Below are 7,955 nucleotides of genomic sequence, written 5' to 3'. Positions count from 1 at the left end.
ATGACGAATTCGACTGATTTTGTCTAAAAAGAAATCTCTTGTGAATAAATTTAAATTCAAAACCACTTGTGAATAACTTTTTGCACAACCTGTGGATAAATTATCACATAAACTTATCCACAATCCATAAATATAATAGAAACAGAGTTATCAACAACCCAAATATATGTTTTTTAAATTTAAAAGTGCGAAATCCACAGAAAAAATCGCTCCTAATAAGAATAAATATAAATTTTAAAATTTGAATTTATTTAATAGGGGTGTGATCTTTTGTGGATAACTACAAAATATGAATTTAAATTCAAATGCAGCAAATCAAAGCCAAGATGATATCTTGTTTTGTTGATAAATATGTATATAAGGTGTGTATATAATAAAAGTTCTAATTAAAATAGACAATTAGTTTGTGTATAACTTTAAAAACTATAGATTGCACTGAATTATGACAATCATAAAAAGAAGTAGAGAGATTAAAAATTTGAGTTAAATACAAAACTTTCTTTGTTTTTCATTGACAGAGTAAACATTGCACAATAAAATCGCGGACCTTTATAGAAAGATCATTTTTGGGAGTTTCGATATGAAACGTACTTTCCAGCCATCTGAATTAAAGCGTAAACGCGTTCATGGTTTCCGTGCTCGTATGGCAACTAAAGCTGGTCGTCAAGTATTAGCTCGTCGTCGTGCAAAAGGTCGTCATAGCTTAACTGTTTAATACTGTTACGCTGACCAGACTTGGGTGTGATGACACTTTACAATTTTAGCACAGATGTGCGAATACGCTGTGCTGCAGATTATAAAAGTGTATTCGATGGTGCGCTTTTTAAAGTGCATCAACCCCATTTTTTATTTCTTGCAAAATTAACCGAACAGCCTAATAGCCGTTTGGGTATTGTTGTTGCCAAGAAAAAAGTGCGCCGTGCGCATGAAAGAAATCGAATAAAACGTCTTGCTCGTGAGAGCTTTCGTCTACACCAACCGAATTTTGGATCAGACATAGATATTGTAGTAATGCCGAAAGTTGGTATAGAAGCGATTACCAATGCTGAGCTATATCAACAATTAGATTTTGCTTGGCAAAAATTACAGCGCTTAGCAAAAAAACATTCTAAAGTTGGCACAAACTCGCAGAATTAAGAGATAGCCAATGGTTCGTTTTCTACGTTGGTTGATTCGACTGTATCAAATTGCGATTAGTCCGCTTCTTGGACCCCGTTGTCGTTATATTCCGACCTGTTCCCAATATGCGATAGAAGCATTGCAAACTCATGGTGCGATAAAAGGCGTTTGGTTATCTTCTAAACGAATTTGTCGTTGTCATCCGTGGGGAGGATCTGGATATGATCCGGTACCACCAAAAGCAATTCGTTTTATTTCGTTTCATCAAATAGATTCTCAAACGCATCATGTTGCTGTACCCTTTCGTGATCGTTTACTGAAGCAAAATCTCTCTAACCATTTGGGGTAATAGATATGCAACAATGGGCCAGGTTTGCAATTCTCGGGGCCATGTTTGTCACCGCATATTTGCTCATTTTGGCTTGGCAAAAAGATTATGGAAATGCTGCAACTGCACCGCAAAAACAAGCGGCGGCTGTAAGTTCGCATGAAGTATCTGCTGATTTGCCAAATGCTAAAAATGCAACAGTGGCTTCCGATGTGCCACAAGCAAATATTGCGCAGTCACAAACCACAGATGCAACTGCACCTGTGAATCAACAGCTTATTTCAGTACAAACTGACCTTTACCATATTTGGATCAATCCAAAAGGTGGTGATATTGTTCGTATTGAATTACTCTCACACGACAGAAGCAAAGATAGTGATCAGCCTTTTGTTATGCTTGAAAATGATGCCAAGCGTACATATGTTGCTCAATCTGGCTTAATTGGTTTGAATGGACCAGATAGCAGTCGTGGTGGTCGTCCATTATATGCTGTTGAAAAAACATCATATACTTTGGCTGATGCTAAGGGTGTACAGGATCAAAAGGGTCAATCTGAAAAAGTTTTAAACGTTCCTATGGTATTTAAAACACCTGAAGGCGTTGAAATTATTAAAACTTTTACCTTTACCCAAGGGCAATATCCAATTGTTGTAAGACATCAAGTGATTAACCGTAGCCAACAAAGCTGGCAAGGTCAGATGTTTGGACAATTAAAGCGTGATAACTCTGACGATCCTGGTAAATCTTCACAAGGTATTTTCACTCTAGGAACTTTCTTAGGTGGAGCTTGGGGAACACCTGATTCACACTATAACAAGCTTAAGTTTGCTAATTTCTCAGAAGAAAAAGTAAGCACTGAAGCTAAAGGTGGATGGGTTGCGATTGTTCAGCATTATTTTGTAAGTGCTTGGATTCCTGGGAATCTTAAACTGACTCAAGCAAATGGTCAGCCTTATGTAGCTAAACTTGAATCTCGTCAATCTGCTGATCATATGAATATCATTGGTTTTACCTCACCAGTGATTAATGTTCCGGCAGGCACTTCAATGGAAGTGGACGCAAAACTTTATTCAGGTCCGAAAGTACAATCTGAATTAAAAGATTTAGCGGTTGGCTTGAATCAGACTGTTGATTATGGCTGGTTATGGCCGATTGCCAAGTTATTGTTCTTAGGTCTTCAATTCTTCCATAGCATTGTGGGCAACTGGGGTTGGTCAATCATCTTACTTACTGTCATGGTGAAGATGATTTTGTGGCCTTTATCTTCAAAAAGTTATCGTTCTATGGCGAAAATGCGTGTGATTGCACCAGAAATGCAACGCATGAAAGAAGAGTTCGGTGAAGACCGTATGCGCTTCTCGCAAGAAATGATGGCTTTGTACAAACGTGAACAAGTGAATCCTCTTTCAGGTTGTTTACCATTGTTGCTACAAATGCCAATTTTCCTTGCCTTGTACTGGGTACTCATGGAAAGTGTGGAATTACGTCACGCACCATGGTTAGGCTGGATTCAAGATTTGTCAGCAATGGATCCTTGGTTCATCTTGCCGTTAATCATGGGTGCTACCATGTTTGCGCAGCAAATGTTGAACCCGCAACCAGCTGATCCAATGCAGGCAAAAGTGTTCCGCATTATGCCGATTATGTTCACGGTATTTATGTTGTTCTTCCCGGCAGGTCTCGTGCTTTACTGGATTGTGAACAACAGTATTACTATTTTACAGCAGTCGTTTATTAATAAGAGCGTTGAGAAAAGTCGTATCAATAAGACTGAATCAGCTTCTTAATCGTTGAACTTTTGCTGAATAAATCCGCTTAAGATGGTAATCTTAGGCGGATTTTTCTTTGGCTGGATTTTAGGTTTTTAGGTGAATAATATGCAAAGTCAAACCACGATTGCCGCAATTGCAACGCCACCTGGGCGTGGTGGTGTGGGCGTGATTCGCCTATCAGGACCTAAGGCTTATGAAATTGCTCAAAACCTGACACAAAAAAACTTGCCTGAAGCACGCATGGCAGGTTTTCGTAAGTTTTATGATGCTGATGGCAGCATTATGGATGAAGGGATTGTCCTATGCTTTCCAAATCCTCATTCGTTTACAGGTGAAGATGTTGTTGAGCTACAAGGTCATGGTGGTCCAGTCATCCAAAATGCCTTGCTTGGTCGCCTATTTGAACTGGGTGCAATCGCCGCAAAAGCTGGTGAATTTTCCATGCGAGCTTTTGAAAATGGCAAGATGGACTTGGTACAAGCAGAAGCGATTGCCGATTTGATTGATGCGACTTCACAAGCTGCGGCACGCTCTGCTGTTCGCTCTTTACAAGGTGCTTTTTCAACAAAAATTAATACCGTTTTAGAAAAATTGATCCATTTACGTTTACATGTTGAGGCCGCAATTGATTTTCCTGAAGAAGAAATTGATTTCTTAGCGGATGGCAAAATTTTAGCTTTACTCCAAGATGTACAACAATCTGTTCACGCGGTTCAAACATCTGCACGACAAGGTCAGTTGTTACGTGAAGGTTTACAAGTCGTTATTGCGGGTAAACCAAATGCGGGTAAATCGAGCTTGTTGAATGCGCTAGCTGGCGTTGAGCGCGCAATTGTGACCGATATTGCCGGTACAACTCGCGATGTTTTACATGAAAAAATTAGCTTAAATGGTCTACCGATCACCTTAACAGATACAGCTGGTCTTCGTGAAACAGGTGATATTGTTGAAAAAGAAGGAATTCGCAGAGCAATCAAAGAAATTGAGCAGGCTGATTTGTTATTGCTGGTTTATGATTTAAATCAAGGCGATGATCCATTAAAACTGGCTCAAGAATATTTTGCTGAACACATTGAACCACGTCGTTTAATGTTAATCGGTAATAAATGCGATTTAACTGGTCAATTAGCTGAAATAACTGACTATCAAGGGTTCCGTCATATAACCGTTTCAGCAAAACAAGAGATGGGCGTACAAGGCCTCGTAGAAGCGATTACAGCGCATGCAGGCTTCCACCCTGAGGAAGACACCTTTATTGCGAGAACACGTCATTTAGACGCAATGAAGCGCACACAGCTCTATCTTTCAGAAGCACATGAGCAACTTGTTGTGTTTAATGCGGGTGAACTGGTCGCTGAATCCTTACGCCTTGCCCAAAATGCTTTAGGTGAAATTACTGGTGACTTTAGCGCCGATGACCTATTAGGCAAAATCTTTGGTTCGTTTTGTATTGGAAAATAACTAAAAAACTCTGAATGATGCACATGGTTGTGTCATTCAGTCACCTCGTTAACCGTATCTTTTTAGAACCTTTAAAAACTCATCTAACTCATTCTGATCAACTTGTGCTTCTTTTAGCACATGATGATGTAAGTGTTGTTCCATCAATTCACTCATTAAACCGTTTATCGCACCTTTAATTGCAGCAACTTGTTGCAGTATTTCTATGCATGAAATATCAGGCTGTTCAACGGCATGCTCAATACTATTAATTTGCCCTTTTAGTCGTTTTACACGATTAACTATTTTTTTATCCTGACCAATGTGACTCATCTATGTTCTCTTGTATAATTCAATATACTGGTATGGAGTATATTGGGTTTAAATATTATGCAGGATCATAGTGTATCACGTCATCATCAACATCAGTTTGATGAAGGAAATCCACTTGCACAAAAACGTATTTTGATCGCAACCATTTTAACGGCATCCATGATGGTGCTAGAAATATTCGGTGGATGGTTTTTCAATTCAATGGCACTTCTGGCTGATGGTTGGCATATGAGTTCACATATGTTGGCACTCGGTTTAGCCTATTTTGCCTATCGTGCAGCTCGTCATTATTCCAAAGATCATCGGTTTAGTTTTGGAACTTGGAAAATCGAGATTTTAGCGGGTTATAGCAGTGCAATTTTGTTGATGGTTGTCGCCATTTTTATGGCGTTTCAGTCGATACAACGTTTATTTAATCCAGTCGAGATTTTTTATAATGAAGCTATTCCTATTGCAATTTTAGGTTTAGTGGTTAACTTGCTTTGCGCATGGTTACTTCACGATGATGGGCACCATCACCATCACCATCACCATCACCATCATGAGCATGAACAAGGGCATCACCACCATGATTTAAATCAAAAAGCTGCATTTTTACATGTAGTTGCAGATGCAGTAACTTCTGTTTTTGCAATTATTGCGCTTTGTGCAGGTAAATATTTCGGTTGGGATTTTTTAGATGCACTCTTAGGAATTTTGGGGTCGATTTTGGTCGCAAAATGGTCTATTGGACTAATGAAAGAGACAGGAAAAACCCTTCTAGATGCAGAAATGGATCATCCTGTGGTTGAAGAAATTCGTGAAGTGATTGCTGAATTTCCTAAAAACATTGAAATTACGGATATTCATGTCTGGAAAGTCGCAAAAGGTAAGTTTTCTTGTATTTTGGCGCTCGAAACTGATGATATTTCTTTAACCGCAGATCAGATTCGTCAGGCTTTATCAATTCATGATGAAATTGTGCATATATCGGTAGAAATTAATACTCTAAAACCTGCTTATGTTCCACGTGAAACATTGGCATAAATGAGTGGCAGTTTGGTTATAACTCGGTAATCAGTTCTGTTTTCGAAAGCTGAACTGATTAAAATAAGCTCCTCTCCTACCTATGAGTCGGTTTTATGCTTAAAAAATTAGGAATATTGGCGTTATTTAGCTTAACTGCAAGTGTGAGTTTCGCTAATGTAGATACTGTTAGGGAAAATATTAAAAAACAATATCCTAATTTGAAAATTAGCAATATTCAGAAAACCGAAATGTCAGGGCTATATAGCGCTAATCTCGATCAGCAAATCATTTATGTTGGTGAAGATGGTCAGTATATGCTTGTCGGTTCTATGATTCGATTAAAAGATCAGAAGAATTTGACCAAAGATCTGGTATTAGGGCAGAACTCAATTGACTGGAAGCAACTTCCTTTAAAAGATGCGATTAAAACGGTTAAAGGTAATGGACAGCATGTTTTAGCAGTATTTTCTGACCCAAACTGCCCTTATTGCAAACAACTTGAACCTGAACTCGATAAGCTGAAAGATGTGACTATTTACACGTTCATCTATCCTCTAAAGCCTCAGTCTATTGTTGTTTCTAGACAGGTGTGGTGTGCACCAAATCAATCTTACTCATGGAAAAAACTGATTCAGCAAGGTGTCAAACCAACTGTTACAAGCTGTGCTAATCCAATTGACCGTAATTTAGAGCTTGGAAAGAAATTAGGTTTTAATGGTACTCCGACCCTGATTTTTGCAAATGGATTTAAACTTGTAGGTGCTCGATCTGCTGAAGAAATTGAGGCAGTGTGGAAAGAATTAGGTCTATAAAATGAATTAAAAAAGCACCATCAGGTGCTTTTTTATTGCCTAAAAGTCATTAACTTTTTCGTGCAATTAAATTGTAAATAAAGAGAATAATGACTGCACCAATTACAGATGCGATAAAGCCCGCAGCTGAATTTTCTCCGTAAAGGCCAAGTAAACGGCCCCCATAAGTGGCTAGAAGTGAACCTGCAATACCAATTAGGGTGGTTACGATAAAACCTGCTTTATCATCCCCTGGATGTAAGGCACGAGCGATTAAGCCAGCAAAGAAACCAACTACAATAGCGACAATGAGTGACCACATATTTGTTCTCCAGTTGTTTTTTTGATGAAGTTAATGATTTTGCTTCATATTCTATCGTGCGGCAGAGCTGTCTGGTTTGTCTGTAGCAGATTGCGACTTTTTGTGTCTTTTTTGTTCGAAGCTAAAGTTTTATATAAAAAAATAGCACCGTGAGGTGCTATTTTTTTGAAATTTATAAACCAATTTCGCCAATAAATGGTAAGTGGCGATATTTTTGGTCGTAGTCTAATCCATAACCCACAATGAATCTGTCTTCTACTTCAAAACCTAAAAATTTAACTTCAAGATCAATTTCACGGCGAGATGGTTTACTCACTAAAGTGCACAATTGAATTGAATTTGGTTCGCGAGTTTGCAACATTTCCATAACTTTGCTTAAGGTGTTACCTGAGTCGATAATATCTTCAACAACCAATACATCTTTACCGCGAATTTCACCATCAAGATCTTTTAAGATTTTAACATCTCGACTTGAAGTCGTACCGCCGCCATAGCTAGACACTGTCATAAAGTCGAGTTCATGCGGTTTGGTAATCGTTCGGCACAAGTCTGCCATGAAAATAACAGAACCACGCAGTAGCCCGATCAGGACTAACTCTTTGTCACTATTTGCATAGTGAGCGTTAATTTGCTCGCCGAGCTCTTTGACTTTTGCTTGAATTTCTTCGGTTGAAATCATGATGCTCATTGCAACAGTCATGTCAGATTCCTACAAGATATAAAAGAAAAAATAAAAAAGGTGTTGACCTGCAACACCTCTAAAATCTGAGTTAATGGTAAAATTTTAAAGCAAAATGATGTTTCATGCACCCTTTGATGACTCTGAAATTTTATCATTTTGA

At 38.4% G+C, this 7,955-nt stretch carries 10 protein-coding genes; 7 read left to right on the top strand and 3 right to left on the bottom strand.

The window, feature by feature from the left end:
• Positions 1–580 precede the first annotated feature (580 nt).
• The 5 genes from rpmH (at position 581) to mnmE (ending at position 4,680) form a co-directional block, all read left to right on the top strand.
• Positions 581–715, top strand: a complete 135-nt coding sequence (gene rpmH, locus MMY79_RS19405; protein ID WP_000831329.1) for a 50S ribosomal protein L34 — start codon at positions 581–583, stop codon at positions 713–715.
• Positions 716–744: 29 nt separating this feature from the next.
• Positions 745–1,137: a ribonuclease P protein component gene (rnpA, locus tag MMY79_RS19400; protein ID WP_016139733.1), complete on the top strand. Its 393-nt coding sequence runs from the start codon at positions 745–747 to the stop codon at positions 1,135–1,137.
• 10 nt (positions 1,138–1,147) lie between these two features.
• Positions 1,148–1,468 carry a membrane protein insertion efficiency factor YidD gene (yidD, locus tag MMY79_RS19395; protein WP_003656027.1) on the top strand — a complete coding sequence of 107 codons (321 nt, stop codon included), beginning with the start codon at positions 1,148–1,150 and terminating at the stop codon, positions 1,466–1,468.
• A 5-nt stretch (positions 1,469–1,473) separates the two neighbouring features.
• A complete protein-coding gene (gene yidC, locus MMY79_RS19390) occupies positions 1,474–3,234 on the top strand; it encodes a membrane protein insertase YidC (protein WP_252611074.1) in 1,761 nt (586 codons plus the stop codon).
• A 90-nt stretch (positions 3,235–3,324) separates the two neighbouring features.
• Entirely contained in the window at positions 3,325–4,680 is a 1,356-nt protein-coding gene (mnmE, locus tag MMY79_RS19385) for a tRNA uridine-5-carboxymethylaminomethyl(34) synthesis GTPase MnmE (RefSeq protein ID WP_252611072.1), read from the top strand.
• A gap of 48 nt (positions 4,681–4,728) precedes the next feature.
• On the opposite strand, the gene MMY79_RS19380 is transcribed toward mnmE, so the two are convergent.
• Complete coding sequence (locus MMY79_RS19380) at positions 4,729–4,992, bottom strand: metal/formaldehyde-sensitive transcriptional repressor (RefSeq protein WP_004795563.1); 264 nt, start codon at positions 4,990–4,992, stop codon at positions 4,729–4,731.
• Between the two features lie 57 nt (positions 4,993–5,049).
• On the opposite strand from MMY79_RS19380, the gene dmeF reads away from it, so the two are divergent.
• Positions 5,050–6,018 (top strand): CDF family Co(II)/Ni(II) efflux transporter DmeF, encoded by a 969-nt coding sequence (gene dmeF / locus MMY79_RS19375; RefSeq protein WP_252611070.1) that lies wholly within the window; start codon positions 5,050–5,052, stop codon positions 6,016–6,018.
• A gap of 95 nt (positions 6,019–6,113) precedes the next feature.
• Positions 6,114–6,812 (top strand): DsbC family protein, encoded by a 699-nt coding sequence (locus MMY79_RS19370; protein WP_252611068.1) that lies wholly within the window; start codon positions 6,114–6,116, stop codon positions 6,810–6,812.
• A gap of 49 nt (positions 6,813–6,861) precedes the next feature.
• Here the strand turns inward: MMY79_RS19370 and MMY79_RS19365 are convergent, their stop codons facing one another.
• Both MMY79_RS19365 and hpt read right to left on the bottom strand, forming a co-directional pair.
• Positions 6,862–7,113, bottom strand: a complete 252-nt coding sequence (locus MMY79_RS19365; protein WP_000269732.1) for a GlsB/YeaQ/YmgE family stress response membrane protein — start codon at positions 7,111–7,113, stop codon at positions 6,862–6,864.
• 172 nt (positions 7,114–7,285) lie between these two features.
• Positions 7,286–7,813 (bottom strand): hypoxanthine phosphoribosyltransferase, encoded by a 528-nt coding sequence (gene hpt, locus MMY79_RS19360; protein WP_199986040.1) that lies wholly within the window; start codon positions 7,811–7,813, stop codon positions 7,286–7,288.
• Positions 7,814–7,955 lie beyond the last annotated feature (142 nt).

It is taken from the genome of Acinetobacter sp. XS-4, assembly GCF_023920705.1.
GTDB lineage: Bacteria > Pseudomonadota > Gammaproteobacteria > Pseudomonadales > Moraxellaceae > Acinetobacter.
Note: the sequence above shows the minus strand (reverse complement) of the source record. Positions and strands in the feature narration are given on the sequence as shown.